The following is a 17909-nucleotide window of genomic DNA, read 5'->3' as shown; positions in this document are numbered from 1 at the left end:
CGCGTCCGGTGCGGATTTGTCATGGAACGTGCGGGCAGAGGAGTGCGCAATAAAAAAGGCCGCTTGCGCGGCCTTTTAGCAGAGAGAAACTATCAGTGAGGGTGATCGACCGGATGGCCCTGTTCCAGCTCAGACTTGTTCTTGCTGAAACGGCGGCGCACCACCACGAAGAACACCGGCACAAAGAAGATCGCCAGCGCGGTGGCTGTCACCATTCCGCCCATTACGCCGGTACCGACGGCGTTCTGTGCGCCGGAGCCGGCACCGCTGCTGATCGCCAGCGGCAGTACGCCGAGGATGAACGCCAGCGACGTCATCAGAATCGGACGCAGACGCATACGTGAGGCTTCCAGCGTCGACTCGACCAGCCCTTTGCCTTCTTTCTCCATCAAATCCTTGGCGAATTCGACGATCAGGATGGCGTTCTTCGCCGAGAGACCAATGGTGGTCAACAGACCCACCACAAAGTACACGTCGTTACTCAGACCGCGCAGCGTGGTGAAGAGCAGGGCGCCAATCACACCCAGCGGCACCACCAGCATGACCGCGAACGGAATCGACCAGCTCTCATACAGCGCGGCCAGACACAGGAACACCACAATCAGCGAAATGGCGTACAGTGCAGGCGCCTGGTTGCCGGACAGGCGTTCCTGATAGGACATGCCGGTCCAGTCGTAGCCGATACCCGCAGGCAGCTTCGAGGCGAGGCTCTCCATCAGGTTCATGGCATCACCCGAGCTCTTGCCCGGTGCCGCCTGACCCAGGATCTCCATTGATGGCAGACCGTTGTAACGCTCCAGACGCGGTGAACCATACTGCCACTTCGCCGAAGAGAAGGCAGAGAACGGCACCATGGTCCCGGCGCTGTTGCGCACGTACCATTTGCTGATGTCATCCGGCAGCATGCGCGAGTCGGCCTGACCCATCACGTACACTTTCTTCACGCGACCACGGTCGATGAAGTCATTGACGTAAGAACCGCCCCAGGCCGCACCCAGCGTGGTGTTGATGTCGGACAGCGACACACCAAGCGCCTGCGCTTTTTCCTGATCGATAATCAGTTTGTACTGCGGCGTATCTTCCAGCCCGTTTGGACGCACGCCCACCAGCGTATCCGGATGCTGGGCAATCATGCCAAACAGCTGGTTACGCGCGGCGGTCAGCTTCTCATGGCCGAGGTTACCCTGATCGATCAGCTGGAAGTCGAAACCGGTGGCGTTACCCAGTTCGATAATGGCCGGCAGGTTGAACGGGAACACCATGGCATCTTTAATCTGACCCAGCGCCTGCATTGCACGTCCGGCAATCGCCGGCACTTTCAGGCTGGCATCACCACGCTCATCCCATGGCTTCAGGCTGACGAAGGCGATACCGGTGTTCTGTCCACGACCGGCGAAGCCAAAGCCGTTAACGGTAAACACCGAATTCACGCTGTCTTTCTCTTTGGTCAGGAAGTAATCCGTAACCTGATCCAGCACCTTCTGCGTACGTTCCTGGGTCGCACCGGCAGGCAGCTGCGCCTGCGCCAGTAACAGCCCCTGATCCTCTTCCGGCAGGAACGAGGTAGGCAGTTTAAGGAACAGGTAAGCCATGCCGACCACAATCAGCAGATAAATCAGCAGATAGCGACCGGTGCTGCGCACAATGTGGCCGACGCTGTCGACGTAATGGTTGGTGCTCTTGTCAAACAGGCGGTTAAACCAGCCGAAGAAACCGGTGGTTTTGCCGTGTTCACCTTTTTTGATGGGTTTCAGCATGGTGGCACACAGCGCTGGCGTCAGAATCAACGCCACCAGCACCGACAGCGCCATCGCCGAAACGATGGTGATCGAGAACTGACGATAAATCACCCCGGTTGAGCCGCCGAAGAACGCCATCGGGATAAATACCGCTGACAGCACCAGCGCGATGCCAACCAGCGCGCCCTGGATCTGTTCCATCGAGCGTTTGGTGGCTTCTTTTGGCGGTAATCCCTCTTCCGCCATGACGCGCTCAACGTTTTCTACCACCACGATGGCGTCATCAACTAACAGGCCGATGGCGAGCACCATGCCGAACATCGTCAGGGTGTTTATCGAGTAGCCAAAGGCACTGATGATGGCAAAGGTGCCCAGCAGCACCACCGGCACGGCGATGGTAGGAATCAGCGTCGCGCGGAAGTTCTGCAGGAACAGATACATTACCAGGAACACCAGCACGATGGCTTCGAACAGCGTTTTCACCACTTCGAAAATGGAGATCTTAACGAATGGCGTGGTGTCGTACGGATAAACGGTTTTCATGCCGGCCGGGAAGAACGGTTCCAGCTTGGCCAGTTCCGCTTTCACCGCGTCGGCGGTATCCAGCGCGTTGGCGCCGGTCGCCAGTTTGACACCGATACCGGAGGCTGGTTTGCCGTTATAGCGGGCAATGATCTCGTAGTTTTCACCGCCGAGTTCAATCTTCGCGACATCGCGCAGGCGCACCTGTGAGCCGTCCTGATTGACCTTCAGCATGATGTTGCCGAACTCTTCGGTCGAGGTCAGACGCGTCTGGGCAATGATCGAGGCGTTAAGCTGCTGACCCGGCACCGGTGGGGTACCGCCCAGCTGACCAGCGGCCACCTGGGTGTTCTGGGTTTGCAGCGCGCTGATCACATCCACCGGCGTCAGCTGGTAGTTGTTAAGCTTGTGCGGATCGAGCCAGATACGCATCGCATACTGCGCACCAAACACCTGAGTATCACCGACGCCAGGTGTACGGCTGATCGGATCTTTGATGTTCGACGCTACGTAGTCTGAGATGTCGTTCTGCGTCATGCTGCCATCTTCGCTGACAAAACCGGCGACCATCAGGAAGCTGCTGGAGGATTTTTTCACCTGAATCCCCTGCTGCTGTACTTCCTGCGGCAGCAGTGGCATCGCCAGCTGCAGTTTGTTCTGCACCTGCACCTGAGCAATGTCGGCATCAGTGCCAGACTGGAAGGTCAGCGTCAGCGTCAGCGTACCAGAAGAGTCACTGCTCGAGGACATATACATCAGCCCGTCGATGCCGTTCATATTCTGTTCGATAACCTGCGTTACCGAATCCTGTAGCGTTTTCGCATCTGCACCCGGATAAGATGCCTGGATTTCAACTGCCGGCGGCGCAACGTTGGGATATTGCTCGATCGGCAGTTTGATAATCGATAGCGCACCCGCCAGCATAATAATGATGGCAAGCACCCAGGCAAAAATGGGGCGATCGATAAAGAACTTAGCCATGTATCAACGGCTCCTGTTTATGACGATGATTTAGCAGACTGAGATTCCGGTGCGGCTTTGGCATCATCTTTGACTTCCTGCGGCGTCACCTGAGCACCCGGTTTAGCACGCTGAATACCGACGGTAATCACGCGATCGCCCTCTTTCAGGCCATCGGTCACCAGCCATTTGTCGCCAAACGCCTGGTTCGCGGTAATCTTACGCACTTCGACTTTATTATCCGCGCCCACTACCATCGCGGTGGCTTCACCGGTTGGCGTGCGGGTTACGCCGGTCTGCGGTACCAGCAGCGCCGTCGGGTTAGTGCCCTCATCCAGACGTGCACGCACGAACATGCCCGGCAGCAAACGATGATCCGGATTCGGGAAAATCGCGCGCAGGGTAATCGAGCCAGTGGTTTCATCCACGGTAACATCAGAGAATTCCAGTGTGCCCTGCTGGCTGTATGCGCTACCGTTCTGCATCAGCAGGGTAACGTTAGCTTTGCCGTCGTTCTGTTTCAGCTGACCCGACTCCAGCTCGCCGCGCAGGCGCAGGAAATCATCGCTGGATTGGGTTACATCGACGTACATCGGGTCGAGTTGCTGCACGGTCGCCAGCGCGGTGGTCTGGCCGTTCGACACCAGTGCACCTTCCGTCACCGAGGATTTACCAATGCGGCCGCTGATTGGCGAGGTCACTTTGGTGTACGCCAGGTTAATGCGGGCGGTTTCCACATTGGCCTGCGCCGCCTGTACGGCTGCGGCGGTCTGCGCGGCGGTGGCCGCGGCGTTATCGTAGTCCTGCTGGCTGATATATTTGGTACCCAGCAGCGGCTTGTAACGATTCACCGTCAGCTGGGCAACGCGCGCGTTGGCCTGAGCCTGGGCTAAATCGCCTTTTGCGCTGTCGTACGCGGCCTGATAGGTGGCGGGATCGATCTGGTACAGCGAATCGCCGGCTTTAACATCACTGCCTTCAACAAAATTACGCTTAAGAATGATACCTGACACCTGCGGACGCACTTCAGCCACGCGAAACGCCGAAGTACGGCCTGGCAGTTCGGTGGTAATTTTCAGGGGCTCGTTTTTTAACGTGACAACACCCACTTCCGGGGGCTGCTGCTGGGCGGCTTGCTGGGATTTATTATCATCACATCCTGTTAACAAAAAGCTGCCTGTAAGCATCACGGCGGCCGCCAGAGGCGCTAATCCTCTGTTTTTATTCATAAATAAACCTCTAGTGTCCGATATCAAATGATCAATGGATCACAAACCGTTAAACCCATTGCTGCGTTAAAACACGGGTCGTGCTATGGTACATACATTCACAAATGTATGTAAACTTGCCAGTTTGTAAAAACAGTCCTCTATGGCACGAAAAACCAAAGCGCAAGCACTTGAAACGCGACATCAAATTCTGGATGCCGCTCTAGCTCACTTTTCTGAACACGGTGTGGCCGCCACCTCACTGGCGGATATCGCCGCGGCCGCTGGCGTCACGCGCGGCGCTATCTACTGGCATTTTAAAAATAAAGCCGATCTGTTACAGGAGATCTGGCTGCGCTGCGACGCCGGGCTCGACGATGTGGAACTTGAGTATCAGACAAAATACCCTGGCGATCCACTTTCTGTAATGCGTTCGATGCTGATCTATATCCTTGAAGCCACAGCAAAGGATCCACAAAGACGCGCATTAATGGAGATTATCTTCCATAAATGTGAGTTCGTTGGCGAAATGTCGACGTTAATGGCGATGCAGCAGGGGCTGCTGCAGGCGTGTTATGACCGCATCGAAGAGGTGCTGCGCAGCTGTATCGAGGCCGGGCAGCTCCCGGCCAGCCTCAATACCCGCCAGGCGGCGCTGCTGATGCGCGGCTACATCAGCGGCATGATGGAAAGCTGGTTATTCAATCCGCAAAGTTTTGATCTGGTGAGTGAAGCGCCGCAGGTGGTCGAGGCCTTTATAGATATGCTGCGCCTGAGCCCGACGCTCGCCGGCACGCGCTAAGCGGTGCGTTCGGCCGCCAGCTTCTGCTCGTAATCGCGCTGGACAATCGCCAGCGCAGCCAGCACCGTGGCCGTGGGTACCTGGTTTTCCTCCAGCAGCTGAATTAAATCGACCGCCAGCTTGATGTCGTCCGGCGCGGTATCCAGCGTCATAGTGTCTCCTAAATACGTAGTTTAGCGGCGACCAGCAGCATTAGCAGAGCACCGGCCAGCGCCACGGCAAAGCCCATCGGATGCAGCGTACCGAGGTCACCCGTGGTGAAATACGTGGCGATGTAGCCGCCAATCAGCGCGCCGATCACCGCCAGCACCAGCGTCGGTACCAGTCCGCCGGGACGGCCGGGAAACACCCTCCGCTTCAGCCAGCCGGCAGCCAGGCCAATAATAATCCAGATGATAAGGGTCATGCTTTTCCTCCCGTCAGCGCTGTTTCCAGTATAGAGGAAAGCGAACGGCTTACGGCTGCGCCGCGATCTCCAGTTTATGCAGCGCGGCGCGGCAGCGCGCCAGCCGCTCCTGCAGAATCTCCACCTCGCGCATCAGCTGCTGCTGCACGCTCAGCGTTTCAGCGCGTGCCAGGTGCTGTTCGCGCTGCTGCAGCATGGCCAGCAGTCGCGTTTCATAGCCGCGGTACTCATCACGCTTCGGCTGCAGCGGATCGCGACGCGGTCGTTCACGCACCACGCGCAGTTGCTGGCTACTGCACTCGCGCTGCAGCGCGGCAATCTGGTCCAGCACCTTCTGCGCCAGCCACTGGCGGCGCGACGCATCACTGTCGGACGCCGCGAGCTGCGCCGCATTGTGCTGCAGCTCTTGCAGATAGTCAGCCAGCCGCGTGCCTTTGCAGCGAAACAGCTGCGCGTCAAAGCGCGGCTGACGGCAGCTACCGTCCGGCTGCTGCGCAATCTGCTGGCGCAACGTGTCAATCATTGCGTGCAGACGCTGTTGGGCGGGCAGTTGAGGCATCACTTCGATTCCGTCTGTGTTAACGTAGCGCTGTTGTGACATTTTTCAGGCATCTGGCATGCAGCGCATTTTACTGTTAAGCCTTGGCTGGCTGGCGATTGTGCTGGGCACGCTGGGCATTGTATTACCTTTACTACCGACCACGCCATTCGTGTTGCTGGCCGCCTGGTGTTTTGCCCGCTCGTCGCCACGCTTTCACCACTGGCTGCTGTGGCGCTCGCCGTTTGGCCGCTATCTGCGTCACTGGCAGCAGCATCGCGCCATGCCGCCCGGTGCCAAAAGCCGCGCCATGTTGCTGATTGTCATCACCTTTGCGCTTTCAATCTGGCTGGTGAAGCTGCTGTGGCTGCGCATCCTGCTCGGTGTGATGCTGGCGCTATTGTTGCTCATGCTGTGGCGCATCCCGGTTGTGGCAGAAAGTGCGAACCCGCACGAACCGTAGCATCAGGGTTGCATTTAGCCGGCTGTTTGCTTAGATTTGGGCATCTTCGTGCGTGGCTTCCCTTTGAGAAACGACTTCGCTTAACCCGGTTTCCGGGTATTGGCGCTGTGGAAGCTGCGCGTTTTAGATATTTTTCCAGGCGTAACCTTTATGACCGCAACTGCGCAGCAGCTTGAACTGATCAAAAACAGCATCAAAAGCATTCCTGACTATCCGAAGCCGGGCATCCTGTTCCGTGACGTCACCAGTCTGATGGAAGATCCGCAGGCGTATGCCGCAGCGATCGCCATTCTGGTTGAGCGTTATCGTAATAAAGGCATCACCAAAGTGGTGGGCACCGAAGCGCGTGGCTTCCTGTTCGGGGCGCCGGTTGCGCTGGGTCTGGGCGTGGGATTTGTGCCGGTGCGCAAGCCGGGCAAACTGCCGCGTGAAACTTTCAGCGAAAGCTATGAACTGGAGTACGGTTCAGACGCGCTGGAACTGCACAAAGACGCCATCAAACCCGGCGATGTGGTGCTGGTGGTGGACGATCTGCTGGCTACCGGCGGCACCCTTGAAGCCACGGTGAAACTGATTCGTCGTGCGGGCGGTGAAGTTAAAGATGCCGCGTTCGTGATCAACCTGTTTGATTTAAGCGGCGAAGCGCGCCTGAACGCGCTGGGTATCGACTGCTACAGCCTGGTCAACTTCCCCGGCCACTAAGGCCATCGCGCCGCCCGCCTTGATGCCCGGCGGCGCCTCTCTTCGCACTCCCTGACAGGCGTATTCCGCCCTGAAGCGCAGCGCGCAACGTATCACGGGTATAGGCATATCCGGCTGTGGCTGTTACACTCCTGTCAAAATAAACAGGGTTTGCGTCACCGCATTTTTCCCCTAAGTCCCACGGCAGAATCGGCGCAACTGAGCGTGCTGCTGTGCCAGGTTAAACAACTCCAGTGATTGAATCCACATGAGCTATCAGGTACTTGCGCGAAAATGGCGTCCCCAGGCTTTCGCCGACGTAGTCGGTCAGGAACATGTGCTGACGGCGCTGGCCAACGGGTTGTCACTGGGACGCATCCATCATGCCTATCTGTTTTCCGGCACGCGCGGCGTGGGGAAAACCTCGATTGCGCGTCTGCTGGCTAAAGGCCTCAACTGCGAAACCGGTATCACGGCCACGCCCTGTGGACAGTGCGATAACTGTCGCGAGATTGAACAGGGGCGCTTTGTCGATCTGATTGAAATCGATGCCGCCTCGCGCACCAAAGTGGAAGACACGCGCGACCTGCTGGATAACGTGCAGTATGCACCCGCGCGCGGGCGCTTTAAGGTCTATCTGATCGATGAAGTGCACATGCTGTCGCGCCACAGCTTTAATGCGCTGCTGAAAACGCTGGAAGAGCCGCCGTCGCATGTGAAATTCCTGCTGGCGACCACCGATCCGCAGAAGCTGCCGGTAACCATTCTGTCGCGCTGCCTGCAGTTCCATCTGAAAGCCCTCGACGTCGAACAGATTCAGCAGCAGCTGGCGCACGTGCTGCAGCAGGAGCAGATTGACGCCGAGCCGCGCGCGCTGCATCTGCTGGCGCGCGCCGCCGACGGCAGTATGCGCGATGCGCTCAGCCTCACCGATCAGGCGATTGCTATGGGGCAGGGCAGCGTCACGCGCGACAGCGTGGCGCAAATGCTGGGCACGCTGGATGATGAACAGCCGCTGGCGCTGATTGAAGCGCTGGTGGAAGGCAACGGCGAACAGGTGATGGCGCTGCTGAATCAGGCCGCATCGCGCGGCGTGGAGTGGGAGGCGCTGCTGGTGGAGATGCTGCGTCTGCTGCACCGTATCGCGATGGTCCAGCTGCTGCCCAGCTCGCTTGGCGAAGATGATGCCAGCCAGACGCAGCGCCTGCGCGAACTGGCGCGCGTGCTGCCGCCTGCTGACGTTCAGCTCTATTATCAGACGCTGCTGATGGGGCGCAAAGATTTGCCGCTGGCGCCGGATCGCCGGCTGGGCGTGGAAATGACGCTGCTGCGTGCGCTGGCGTTTCATCCGCAGGCCACCATCGCTGAACCGGTGGCGCGCCCGTCGCTGACGCCGCAGGCCGCACCGGCCGTTGCCGCGCCAGCGCCTCAGACCAAAGCCGCACCCGCTGTGGCCGCGCAGCCGCAGATGGCACCGCCGATGGATGAGTCGCCGCCGCCGGCCGATGATTATCCCGATATGGCACCGGCCCCGGATAACTTGCCCGACGCCACCAGTCAGCTGTTACAGGCGCGGACGCAGCTGCTGCGTCAGGGAGCCGGCAAAGCAAAAAAGAGTGAGCCGGCAGCGCGTTCCGCGCGGCCGGCAAACCCGGCGCTGGAACGTCTGGCAAGCGTCACCGAGCGCGTGCAACAGCGCGCGTCTGAACCGGCGGTAAAAGCGCCGGCGAAACCGGAAGCGTATCGCTGGAAAGCCCAGCAGCAGGAGGAGATCAAGCCGGAGCCGGTGGCGACGCCAAAAGCCTTGCGTTCTGCGCTGGAGCATGAGAAAACGCCAGAGCTGGCGCTCAAACTGGCGGAAGAGGCGCTGCAGCGCGACGCCTGGGCGGCGGAAATCGCCACGCTGACGCTGCCGAAGCTGGTCCAGCAGGTCGCGCTGAACGCGTGGAAAGAGGTGAATGAGCAGGGCGTGACGCTGCATTTGCGCAGCAGCCAGCGTCATCTCAACTCTGCCCCGGCGCGCCAGGCAATTCAGGACGCGCTGAGCCAGGCGGCCGGCCAGACGGTTGAACTGACCATCGTGGAAGACGATAATCCGGCGGTATTGACGCCGCTGGAGTGGCGTCAGGCCATTTATGAAGAGAAACTGGCGCAGGCGCGTCAGTCGATCGAAAGCGATACCCACATTCAGACGCTGCGTCGCTTCTTTGATGCGGACCTGGATGAAGAGAGTATCCGACCCGTATGATCACGCTGTCGCGCAGCGTTGCGCGCAGCCCCAGCAGAGAGAGAAAACTATGTTTGGTAAAGGCGGATTGGGCAACCTGATGAAACAGGCCCAGCAGATGCAGGATAAAATGGCCAAAGTTCAGGAAGAGATCGCCGCACTGGAAGTCACCGGCGAATCAGGGGCTGGCCTGGTCAAAGTGACCATCAACGGTGCGCACAACTGCCGCCGCGTGGAAGTCGATCCCAGCCTGCTGGAAGATGACAAAGAGATGCTGGAAGATCTGATCGCTGCGGCGTTCAACGATGCGGCGCGCCGTATTGATGAAACGCAGAAAGAGAAGATGGCGTCCGTCTCTGCCGGTATGCAGCTGCCGCCTGGCTTCAAGATGCCGTTCTGATGCAAACCAGTCCACTGCTTGAAGCTTTGATGGAGTCGCTGCGCTGTCTACCGGGCGTTGGCCCGAAATCGGCGCAGCGCATGGCGTTTCATCTGTTGCAGCGCGATCGCAGCGGTGGCATGCGTCTGGCGCAGGCGCTGACCCGCGCCATGGCAGAAATCGGCCACTGTTCCGACTGCCGCACCTTCACCGAGCAGGAGATCTGCACCATCTGCGCCAATCCCCGCCGTCAGCAAAACGGCCAGATTTGCGTGGTGGAGAGCCCGGCGGATATCCACGCCATCGAGCAGACCGGCCAGTTTGGCGGTCGCTATTTTGTGCTGATGGGCCATCTGTCGCCGCTGGACGGCATCGGCCCGCAGGATATTGGCCTGGATCGGCTGGAGCAGCGCCTTGAACGTGAGACGCTGCAGGAGGTGATCCTTGCCACCAACCCAACGGTGGAAGGCGAAGCCACGGCTAACTATATCGCCGAGCTGTGCGGCCAGTATGGCGTTGACGCCAGCCGCATTGCGCACGGGGTTCCGGTCGGTGGTGAACTGGAAATGGTCGACGGCACAACGCTGTCGCACTCGCTTGCCGGACGGCACAAGATTAAATTCTGACCACTTGCCGGTATCCTGCTGCGATACCGGCTTGAAATTCTTCCCACCATCCCCATTTCACTCTCAACAATTGATCAACCCCGATTCTGTTGAGGTAGCAATGACCATGAAAGGACAAGAGACGCGTGGCTTCCAGTCAGAGGTAAAACAACTTCTGCACCTGATGATCCATTCCCTCTATTCAAACAAAGAGATTTTCCTGCGTGAACTGATCTCCAACGCCTCCGATGCGGCTGACAAACTGCGCTTCCGCGCACTGTCGACGCCGGATCTGTACGAAGGCGATGGCGACCTGCGCGTGCGTATCTCGGTCGACAAGGAAAAACGCACACTGACGCTGAGCGATAACGGCATCGGTATGCGTCGTGATGAGGTGATTGAAAACCTCGGCACCATCGCGAAATCCGGTACCAAAGCGTTTCTGGAATCGATGGGTTCCGATCAGGCAAAAGACAGCCAGCTGATCGGCCAGTTCGGCGTCGGTTTCTACTCGGCGTTTATCGTGGCTGACAAAGTGACGGTACGCACCCGTGCTGCGGGCGCCAAAGCCGACGAAGGCGTGTTCTGGGAATCCGCCGGCGAAGGCGAGTATACGCTGGCGGAGATTGAGAAAGCCGATCGCGGCACCGAAATTACGCTGCACTTCCGTGAAGGCGAAGATGACTTCCTCGATGCGTGGCGCGTGCGCAACGTGATCAGCAAATATTCCGATCACATCGCGCTGCCGGTGGAGATCGAGACCAAAGACGAAGAGAACGATACCGTCACCTGGGAGAAGATCAACAAAGCCCAGGCGCTGTGGACGCGCAACAAAGGCGAAATCAGCGACGAAGAGTACAACGAGTTCTACAAACACATCGCTCATGATTTCAGCGATCCGGCCATCTGGAGCCACAACCGCGTCGAAGGTAAGCAGGAGTACACCAGTCTGCTGTACATCCCGTCGCGTGCGCCGTTCGACATGTGGAACCGCGACAGCAAGCACGGTCTGAAGCTGTACGTGCAGCGCGTCTTCATCATGGATGACGCGGAACAGTTCATGCCGAACTACCTGCGCTTTGTGCGTGGCCTGATAGATTCCAGCGATCTGCCGCTCAACGTCTCCCGTGAGATCCTGCAGGACAGCCGCGTCACGCAGAGCCTGCGCGCCGCGCTGACCAAACGCAGCCTGCAGATGCTGGAAAAACTGGCTAAAGACGACGCAGAGAAATATCAGCAGTTCTGGAAAGAGTTCGGTCTGGTGCTGAAAGAGGGCCCGGCGGAAGATCATGCCAACCAGGAGGCGATTGCTAAACTGCTGCGTTTCGCCACCACCCAGAGCGAAGGCGCGGCGCAGACCGTTTCACTGGAAGATTACGTTAGCCGCATGGTTGAAGGGCAGGAGAAGATTTACTACATCACTGCCGACAGCTATGCCGCCGCGAAAAGCAGCCCGCATCTGGAGCTGTTCCGTAAGAAAGGCATCGAGGTCCTGCTGCTGTCCGATCGTATCGACGAGTGGATGATGAGCTACCTGACGGAATTCGATGGCAAAGCGTTCCAGTCGGTGAGCAAAGCGGATGAGTCGCTGAGCAAGCTGGCGGATGAAGAGACGGAAGCACAGAAGGAAGCGGAAAAAGCGCTGGAGCCGTTCGTCGATCGCGTGAAAACCCTGCTGGGCGAGCGCGTCAAAGAGGTGCGCCTGACCCATCGCCTCACTGACACGCCAGCGATTGTCACCACTGACGCCAACGAAATGACCACGCAGATGGCGAAGCTGTTCGCCGCGGCCGGTCAGGATGTGCCGGAAGTGAAGTACATCTTTGAGATCAACCCGGAGCATACACTAGTGAAACGCGTGGCTGATACGCAGGATGAAGCGCGCTTTGCGGAATGGGTTGAACTGCTGCTGGATCAGGCGCTGCTGGCTGAGCGCGGCACGCTGGACGATCCTAACCAGTTTATCCGCCGCATGAATCAGTTGCTGACGGCGTAACGCGGTGCGGTAATCGGAACGGTCGGCATGAATGCCGACCCTACAGGTTACCTGTCACCGATTTGACAACTGTCCACTCTCTGTAGGGTCGTCATTAATGACGACCTTAAAAAATCACATATTCGTAGGGTCGTCATTAATGACGACCTTTTTTTATTTATGCCGCCCTTGCTTACTTCAGCGCTTCATCCCGCAGCCAATCCCGGAACAACGTAATCTCCGCATCGTGCTGGCGTGACCGCTTGGTCATCATCCAGGTGGCACGGTCGGCGCGCACAAACCCCAGCGGCGCAATCAGCGTGCCGTCGTTCAGCTCCTGACGCACCAGCAGACGCGGCGCCACAATCACGCCCAGCCCGTTTCTCGCGGCCTGAATCGCCAGCGTCAGATTATCGAAATGTTTGCCCAGCCAAAAATTACCGCGCACGCCGCTGATTTTCGCCCATTCGGCCCAGGCCTGCAGGCGGGTATCGGCGTGCAAAAGCGGCAGCGACGCCAGATCCTGCTCGCTGTGAAAACGCGCCGCGTACTGTGGGGCGCACAGCGGGCCAACGTAATCATCGCTGATGAGCGAGGCATCAATGTCGTCGTCCGGCGCCTGTTCATAACTGAGGATCAGCACATCGGTGTGTTCGCTGCGCAGCTGAGCAATATCGCCCTGCGGCTGAAATTGCACTTCAATATCGGGATAGCGCTGGTAAAAGCTGCTGATGCGCGGAATCAGCCACTGGGATAAAAAACTCGGGGTACAGGCGACGCTCAGATGATTGCGCATCCCGGTGCGAATACTTACGCAGGTGGTAGAGAGTTCGCTAAAGGCTTTCTGGCAGCTCACCAGCAGGCGTTCGCCGTGAGAGGTTAAGCGCACGCGCCCGTTGGTGCGGATGAACAGGGGTTTGCCCATCCAGCTCTCCAGCTGGCGAATCTGATGGCTGATGGCGCTGTGGGTGACATGGAGACATTCGGCCGCGACGCTAAAGCTGCAATGCAGCGCCGCCTGATGAAAATAGTGCAGTGCACGTAACGACGGAAGCGCGGTCATACTCATCCCCTGTGTAAAAACCTAACAGGGATTGTCAGTTTATATCATTTTAATGTCCAGCCGCATTAACCTAACCTTTCCTGCTTAATCTGGCGGGTTGACGGACCGGCTTCGCTGTGTAAAGCAGCGGCGATGTCCGCTGCCAGCGCCAGCTTCACACAGCAGAATAACCAAGAGAAATGTCACGTGATGACTTCACAACAGGCTACTGCCAGGGCGGCGGCGCGCGATCGGCTGCGCGGCTTGCTGTCCCGTCACTATCGGCTGGAAAATTACGATCTGTTTTTTGCCCCCTCACTGCACATCGCGCGCGTGCTGCTCTCGCAACTGTTTCTGCGCCAGGAGCAGGCGCGCAATCAGACGCGCTACGCCGCGCAATATCCGGTCAGCGAACTCAGCGTGCTGCCGGCCCTGCCGATGATGGCGGGCAATATCGCGCTGGTCGATCACGTCGATATGCAGCAGGGCCGGGTGCGCAATCTGAGTGCCTGCCAGAGCCAGGGCGTGACGCACGCGTCCGGCTCCTTCGCCAGCGTGTTGCATAAACGACTTATCAGCGAGGCGCGACTGTTTGTCACCCAGCTGAATCAGCATGCGATGCTGAGCGACGATCTGGTGCTGATTGCGCTGCGTACTCATGATTTTAGTACGCTGGTGCGCAGCGAGCTGCGGCTGTTCGAACAGGGACTGGCGCTGGGTGACGCGCCGGAACGCGCGCTGGAGTGCATGGCGCAGGACGACTGGCAGCCCTTCAACGTTGCCAGTGTTGACAGCCTGACGCTGGATACGCCGTTCACGCTGCAGTCGATTCACCAGCCCGGCCTGCCGTTTGCGCTGCTGCCCTTGCCGCCCGGCAGTGCGCTGCCAGCGTTGCCCGCAGATATGCAGCTGCTGCCCGCGCCGCATCGCCTGTTTTTGCCGGTCAGCGTGCGCGGCAACGGCAATAAGCCGCAGAACGTCACCGCTGCGCTAAAAAAACGGCTGCGCGAGGTGCTCAGAGACAGCCGAAATTCTTAAAAACGCGCCTGCTACTGGCGCACCGCGCTAAAGCAGGTCAAAGTAGGCCTTTCAGCGCCCGGGGGCCCGTTGCCTTGTGGTGTGCGGGTCATAATGGTATGTTCTTGGCCTTCTCAGATTGATCAATGCGATTCGCAAGGGGAATTACGCAATGCGTATTATTCTGCTCGGGGCACCGGGCGCAGGTAAGGGCACTCAGGCTCAATTCATCATGGAGAAATACGGTATTCCGCAGATCTCCACGGGCGACATGTTGCGTGCGGCTGTTAAAGCCGGCACCGAATTGGGCCAGCAGGCGAAAGCCATCATGGATGCCGGTAAACTGGTAACGGACGAGCTGGTGATTGCGCTGGTTAAAGAGCGTATCGCGCAGGAAGACTGCAAAAACGGCTTCCTGCTCGATGGTTTCCCACGCACCATTCCGCAGGCTGACGCCATGAAAGAGGCGGGCATCAAGGTGGATTACGTGCTCGAGTTCGCCGTACCGGACGAACTGATTGTCGATCGCATTGTCGGCCGCCGCGTGCATGCGCCGTCAGGCCGCGTTTACCACATCAAATACAATCCGCCAAAAGTGGAAGGTAAAGATGACGTGACCGGCGAAGAGCTGACCACGCGTAAAGATGACCAGGAAGAGACCGTGCGTAAGCGTCTGGTGGAATACCATCAGCTGACCGCGCCGCTGATTGCTTACTACAGCAAAGAAGCCGAAGCCGGTAACACCGAATACCACAAAATCGACGGCACCCGCCAGGTGACCGAAGTGAGTGCACAGCTGGCCGATATCCTCGGCTAAGTGGTGACCAGGGCCGGTTGTCCGGCCCTTTTGCAGCAATTGCTTTCCCCCTCCGCTTTTTCCGCTACAATTTCCCCCGATTCAGAACCATTGTCTGCGACATCAAGGAAATACAATGAGGCAAGATAAGCCTGGGGTTTTACTGGTTAACTTAGGTACACCAGACGCACCGACCACCGCGGCGGTGAAACGCTATCTGAAACAGTTCCTCGGCGATCCGCGCGTGGTGGATACGCCGCGCTGGCTGTGGTGGCCGATTCTCAATTTCATCATTCTGCCGTTCCGCTCGCCGCGCGTCTCGAAGCTGTACGCATCGGTGTGGATGGATGAAGGTTCCCCGCTGATGGTGTTCAGCAAGCGGCAGCGTGCCGCGCTGGCGCAGCGGCTGGATATGCCGGTAGAGCTGGGCATGAGTTACGGCCAGCCGAGCCTTAACGGTGCGGTTGAGCGTCTGCTGGCGCAGGGCGTCACCAAATTCATCGTGCTGCCGCTCTATCCGCAGTTCTCCTGCTCCACGGTGGCGGCAGTGTGGGATGGCCTGGCGGCCAGCTTTAAACCGCTGCGTTCCCTGCCGGAAGTGGCGTTTATCCGCGATTACGCCGAACATCCGGCCTATATCGCCGCGCTGAAGGCCTCGGTGGAGCGCTCGTTTGCCCAACACGGCGAGCCGGATCTGCTGGTGCTCTCTTACCACGGCATTCCGCAGCGCTTCGCCAATGAAGGCGACGACTATCCGCTGCGCTGCAAAGACACCACCGACGCCCTGGCCGCCGCGCTCGGCATTGCGCCGCATAAAATCATGATGACCTTCCAGTCGCGCTTTGGCCGCGAGCCATGGCTGATGCCGTACACGGATGAGACCATGAAAAGCCTGCCGGCCAAAGGGATTAAACATGTGCAGGTGATGAGTCCGGGCTTTGCGGCGGACTGCCTCGAGACGCTGGAGGAGATCAGCGGCGAAAACTGCGAAATCTTCCTGCACGCTGGCGGCGAGAAATTTGAATACATTCCGGCGCTTAATGCGGATGATGAGCACATCGAGATGATGGTGCAGCTGGTACAAGCGCGCCGCTAAGGGTGTGGCAGAGAATGTGATATCATTCTCTGCCTGATTTTCCCTGACGGCAGCTTTCATGAAATTTCCCGGCAAACGCAAATCCAAACACTATTTTCCCGTCAACGCGCGCGATCCGCTGCTGCAGGCTTCCCAGCAGGAGCAGGAAGAGGGCAGCTGGGTGGTGGGTATCGACCAGACGCTGGTGGATATCGAAGCCAAAGTCGATGACGACTTCCTGCAGCGCTATGGCCTGAGCGCCGGTCATTCGCTGGTCATCGACGATGCGACCGCCGAAGCGCTGTATAACGAGCTGATGCGCGAGCAGCTGATCAGCCACCAGTTTGCCGGCGGTACCATCGGTAATACGCTGCACAACTACTCGGTGCTGGCTGATGACCGTTCGGTGCTGCTCGGCGTGATGTGTAACAACATCCAGATTGGCGGTTACGCCTATCGCTACCTGTGCAATACCTCCAGCCGCATGGACCTTAACTTCCTGCAGGGCGTCGATGGCGCCATTGGCCGCTGCTTTACCCTGATCGGTGAGCAGGGCGAGCGGACTTTTGCTATCAGCCCTGGCCTGATGAACCAGCTGCAGGCCGCCAGTATTCCGGAAGAGGTGATTGCCGGTGCGTCGGCGCTGGTGCTGACATCCTACCTGGTGCGCTGTCAGCCGGGCGAACCGATGCCGGAAGCGACGCTGCGGGCCATTGAGTTCGCCAAAAAGCACAATGTACCGGTGGTGCTGACGCTCGGTACCAAATATGTGATTCAGGATAACCCGCAGTTCTGGCGCGATTTCCTGCGCGAACACGTCTCGATTGTGGCGATGAATGAAGAGGAAGCGTTCGCGCTGACCGGCGAAGCGGATCCGCTGCTGGCCTCTAACATGGCGCTGGACTGGGTCGATCTGGTGCTATGCACCGCCGGACCGACCGGGCTGTATATGGCCGGGTTCACCGAAGAGGCGTTTAAGCGCAAAACCAATCATCCGCTGTTGCCGGGGGCGATTGCCGAGTTCAACCAGTTTGAGTTCAGCCGCGCCATGCGTCATCAGGATTGCCAGCAGCCGCTGCGGATCTTCTCGCACATTGCGCCTTACATGGGTGGTCCGGAGAAGATCATGAACACCAACGGTGCCGGTGATGGCGCGCTGGCGGCGCTGCTGCACGATATTACCGCCAACAATTTCCACCGTCAGAAAGTGCCAAACTCCAGCAAACACGCCCGCGAATACCTGACCTACTCGTCGCTGGCGCAGGTGTGCAAATATGCCAACCGCGTCAGTTATCAGGTGCTGAACCAGCACTCACCGCGTCTGACGCGCGGACTGCCGGAGCGGGAAGACAGTTTAGAAGAGTCTTACTGGGACAGGTAATAACGGCGGGCTGACCAGCGATCCGTCATGGATGACTGCGCTTTGCGAAACGGTGCGCATGAATGCGTGATGGATATCTGCGCTGTGTGAAAC

The 17909-nt window shown here is 58.6% G+C and carries 17 protein-coding genes and 1 other annotated feature; of the genes, 11 read left to right on the top strand and 6 right to left on the bottom strand.

Annotated features, from left to right (window positions below):
- Positions 1-92: 92 nt before the first annotated feature.
- Positions 93-3242, bottom strand: a complete 3150-nt coding sequence (locus tag OXR61_RS20970; protein ID WP_021507209.1) for a multidrug efflux RND transporter permease subunit AcrB — start codon at positions 3240-3242, stop codon at positions 93-95.
- A gap of 17 nt (positions 3243-3259) precedes the next feature.
- A complete protein-coding gene (locus OXR61_RS20965; RefSeq protein WP_031279657.1) occupies positions 3260-4450 on the bottom strand; it encodes an efflux RND transporter periplasmic adaptor subunit in 1191 nt (396 codons plus the stop codon).
- A gap of 142 nt (positions 4451-4592) precedes the next feature.
- On the opposite strand from OXR61_RS20965, the gene acrR reads away from it, so the two are divergent.
- Positions 4593-5231: a multidrug efflux transporter transcriptional repressor AcrR gene (acrR, locus tag OXR61_RS20960; RefSeq protein ID WP_031279658.1), complete on the top strand. Its 639-nt coding sequence runs from the start codon at positions 4593-4595 to the stop codon at positions 5229-5231.
- Here acrR and rsmS read toward each other — a convergent pair.
- Genes rsmS through OXR61_RS20945 form a run of 3 tightly spaced genes read right to left on the bottom strand, consistent with a single transcriptional unit; the run spans position 5228 to position 6196 of the window.
- Complete coding sequence (rsmS, locus tag OXR61_RS20955) at positions 5228-5383, bottom strand: pleiotropic regulatory protein RsmS (protein ID WP_021507212.1); 156 nt, start codon at positions 5381-5383, stop codon at positions 5228-5230. The genes acrR and rsmS overlap by 4 nt on opposite strands.
- An 8-nt stretch (positions 5384-5391) precedes the next feature.
- Positions 5392-5637, bottom strand: a complete 246-nt coding sequence (locus OXR61_RS20950) for a membrane protein (RefSeq protein WP_021507213.1) — start codon at positions 5635-5637, stop codon at positions 5392-5394.
- A gap of 49 nt (positions 5638-5686) precedes the next feature.
- The gene (locus OXR61_RS20945) at positions 5687-6196 is read right to left on the bottom strand and encodes a primosomal replication protein (RefSeq protein ID WP_021507214.1); all 510 of its coding nucleotides are present in this window, start codon (positions 6194-6196) and stop codon (positions 5687-5689) included.
- Positions 6197-6254: 58 nt separating this feature from the next.
- On the opposite strand from OXR61_RS20945, the gene OXR61_RS20940 reads away from it, so the two are divergent.
- The 6 genes from OXR61_RS20940 to htpG all read left to right on the top strand — a co-directional run bounded on the left by OXR61_RS20940 (position 6255) and on the right by htpG (position 12526).
- The gene (locus tag OXR61_RS20940) at positions 6255-6638 is read left to right on the top strand and encodes a DUF454 family protein (protein ID WP_021507215.1); all 384 of its coding nucleotides are present in this window, start codon (positions 6255-6257) and stop codon (positions 6636-6638) included.
- Positions 6639-6788: 150 nt separating this feature from the next.
- Positions 6789-7340: an adenine phosphoribosyltransferase gene (gene apt, locus OXR61_RS20935; RefSeq protein WP_031279659.1), complete on the top strand. Its 552-nt coding sequence runs from the start codon at positions 6789-6791 to the stop codon at positions 7338-7340.
- 247 nt (positions 7341-7587) lie between these two features.
- Complete coding sequence (dnaX, locus tag OXR61_RS20930; RefSeq protein ID WP_021507217.1) at positions 7588-9567, top strand: DNA polymerase III subunit gamma/tau; 1980 nt, start codon at positions 7588-7590, stop codon at positions 9565-9567.
- Positions 8909-8970, top strand: a sequence feature (DnaX frameshifting element). (Overlaps the previous gene by 62 nt.)
- 49 nt (positions 9568-9616) lie before the next feature.
- Entirely contained in the window at positions 9617-9946 is a 330-nt protein-coding gene (locus OXR61_RS20925; protein WP_010616869.1) for a YbaB/EbfC family nucleoid-associated protein, read from the top strand.
- Positions 9946-10551, top strand: coding sequence for a recombination mediator RecR (gene recR / locus OXR61_RS20920; protein ID WP_031279660.1), 606 nt, complete (start codon positions 9946-9948; stop codon positions 10549-10551). Before OXR61_RS20925 ends, recR begins: the two co-directional genes overlap by 1 nt.
- 106 nt (positions 10552-10657) lie before the next feature.
- On the top strand, positions 10658-12526 hold the full coding sequence (htpG, locus tag OXR61_RS20915) for a molecular chaperone HtpG (RefSeq protein WP_185749251.1): 1869 nt from the start codon (positions 10658-10660) through the stop codon (positions 12524-12526).
- Positions 12527-12698: 172 nt separating this feature from the next.
- Here htpG and OXR61_RS20910 read toward each other — a convergent pair whose 3' ends face one another.
- A complete protein-coding gene (locus OXR61_RS20910; protein WP_021507220.1) occupies positions 12699-13568 on the bottom strand; it encodes a LysR substrate-binding domain-containing protein in 870 nt (289 codons plus the stop codon).
- A gap of 189 nt (positions 13569-13757) precedes the next feature.
- Here OXR61_RS20910 and OXR61_RS20905 point away from each other — a divergent pair, with 189 nt between their 5' ends.
- The 4 genes from OXR61_RS20905 to OXR61_RS20890 all read left to right on the top strand — a co-directional run bounded on the left by OXR61_RS20905 (position 13758) and on the right by OXR61_RS20890 (position 17816).
- Positions 13758-14585: a DUF6024 family protein gene (locus OXR61_RS20905; RefSeq protein ID WP_031279661.1), complete on the top strand. Its 828-nt coding sequence runs from the start codon at positions 13758-13760 to the stop codon at positions 14583-14585.
- Between the two features lie 151 nt (positions 14586-14736).
- Positions 14737-15381: an adenylate kinase gene (gene adk, locus OXR61_RS20900; RefSeq protein WP_021507222.1), complete on the top strand. Its 645-nt coding sequence runs from the start codon at positions 14737-14739 to the stop codon at positions 15379-15381.
- A gap of 115 nt (positions 15382-15496) precedes the next feature.
- Positions 15497-16456 carry a ferrochelatase gene (gene hemH, locus OXR61_RS20895; protein WP_021507223.1) on the top strand — a complete coding sequence of 320 codons (960 nt, stop codon included), beginning with the start codon at positions 15497-15499 and terminating at the stop codon, positions 16454-16456.
- Positions 16457-16514: 58 nt separating this feature from the next.
- Positions 16515-17816: an inosine/guanosine kinase gene (locus tag OXR61_RS20890; RefSeq protein WP_021507224.1), complete on the top strand. Its 1302-nt coding sequence runs from the start codon at positions 16515-16517 to the stop codon at positions 17814-17816.
- Positions 17817-17909: the final 93 nt, after the last annotated feature.

Source organism: Pantoea sp. GM_Pan_4 (genome assembly GCF_026541005.1).
GTDB lineage: Bacteria > Pseudomonadota > Gammaproteobacteria > Enterobacterales > Enterobacteriaceae > Pantoea > Pantoea dispersa.
The sequence above is the reverse complement of the archived record's forward strand: the minus strand, read 5'-3'. Positions and strand labels throughout refer to the sequence as shown.

Coding starts and splice junctions, on each gene's coding strand:
- OXR61_RS20970 (WP_021507209.1), bottom strand. CDS start 3,242: ATGGCTAAGTTCTTTATCGATCGCCCCATTTTTGCCTGGGTGCTTGCC.
- OXR61_RS20965 (WP_031279657.1), bottom strand. CDS start 4,450: ATGAATAAAAACAGAGGATTAGCGCCTCTGGCGGCCGCCGTGATGCTT.
- acrR (WP_031279658.1), top strand. CDS start 4,593: ATGGCACGAAAAACCAAAGCGCAAGCACTTGAAACGCGACATCAAATT.
- rsmS (WP_021507212.1), bottom strand. CDS start 5,383: ATGACGCTGGATACCGCGCCGGACGACATCAAGCTGGCGGTCGATTTA.
- OXR61_RS20950 (WP_021507213.1), bottom strand. CDS start 5,637: ATGACCCTTATCATCTGGATTATTATTGGCCTGGCTGCCGGCTGGCTG.
- OXR61_RS20945 (WP_021507214.1), bottom strand. CDS start 6,196: ATGCCTCAACTGCCCGCCCAACAGCGTCTGCACGCAATGATTGACACG.
- OXR61_RS20940 (WP_021507215.1), top strand. CDS start 6,255: ATGCAGCGCATTTTACTGTTAAGCCTTGGCTGGCTGGCGATTGTGCTG.
- apt (WP_031279659.1), top strand. CDS start 6,789: ATGACCGCAACTGCGCAGCAGCTTGAACTGATCAAAAACAGCATCAAA.
- dnaX (WP_021507217.1), top strand. CDS start 7,588: ATGAGCTATCAGGTACTTGCGCGAAAATGGCGTCCCCAGGCTTTCGCC.
- OXR61_RS20925 (WP_010616869.1), top strand. CDS start 9,617: ATGTTTGGTAAAGGCGGATTGGGCAACCTGATGAAACAGGCCCAGCAG.
- recR (WP_031279660.1), top strand. CDS start 9,946: ATGCAAACCAGTCCACTGCTTGAAGCTTTGATGGAGTCGCTGCGCTGT.
- htpG (WP_185749251.1), top strand. CDS start 10,658: ATGAAAGGACAAGAGACGCGTGGCTTCCAGTCAGAGGTAAAACAACTT.
- OXR61_RS20910 (WP_021507220.1), bottom strand. CDS start 13,568: ATGACCGCGCTTCCGTCGTTACGTGCACTGCACTATTTTCATCAGGCG.
- OXR61_RS20905 (WP_031279661.1), top strand. CDS start 13,758: ATGACTTCACAACAGGCTACTGCCAGGGCGGCGGCGCGCGATCGGCTG.
- adk (WP_021507222.1), top strand. CDS start 14,737: ATGCGTATTATTCTGCTCGGGGCACCGGGCGCAGGTAAGGGCACTCAG.
- hemH (WP_021507223.1), top strand. CDS start 15,497: ATGAGGCAAGATAAGCCTGGGGTTTTACTGGTTAACTTAGGTACACCA.
- OXR61_RS20890 (WP_021507224.1), top strand. CDS start 16,515: ATGAAATTTCCCGGCAAACGCAAATCCAAACACTATTTTCCCGTCAAC.